Source organism: Caballeronia sp. LZ029, assembly GCF_031451275.1.
In the GTDB taxonomy this organism is placed as follows: Bacteria; Pseudomonadota; Gammaproteobacteria; order Burkholderiales; family Burkholderiaceae; genus Caballeronia; species Caballeronia jiangsuensis.
In genome coordinates this window covers 1-322 of sequence record NZ_JARUXO010000075.1, presented here as the reverse complement: position 1 = coordinate 322, position 322 = coordinate 1, and the positions used below count along the sequence as shown (strand labels likewise).

The 322-nt window shown below is 59.3% G+C and carries 1 protein-coding gene; it reads left to right on the top strand.

Annotated features, from left to right (window positions below):
- On the top strand, nt 1–322 hold a 322-nt coding region (locus tag QCE73_RS34110; RefSeq protein WP_309885350.1), incomplete at both ends, for a class II aldolase/adducin family protein.

The window sequence follows — 322 nt, the reverse complement described above, 5'->3', positions numbered from 1 at the left end:
CGTGAAGATCGATCATGAAGGGCGGCCGGTCGAAGCGGGCGCACGCGATGATCCCGCGCGATATCTCGTGAATCCGGCGGGCTTCACGATTCACTCCGCGATTCACATGGCACGGCCCGATGTGTTTTGCGTCGTGCATACGCATACGGCGGCGGGCGCGGCGGTATCGGCGCAAAAACAGGGCTTATTGCCGATCAGTCAGCATGCGTTGAAGTATTACGGACATATCGCGTATCACGACTATGAAGGCATTGCGCTGGACCTCGCGGAGCGCGATCGCCTCGTCAACGATCTCGGCTCGCATAACGCGATGATCCTGAAG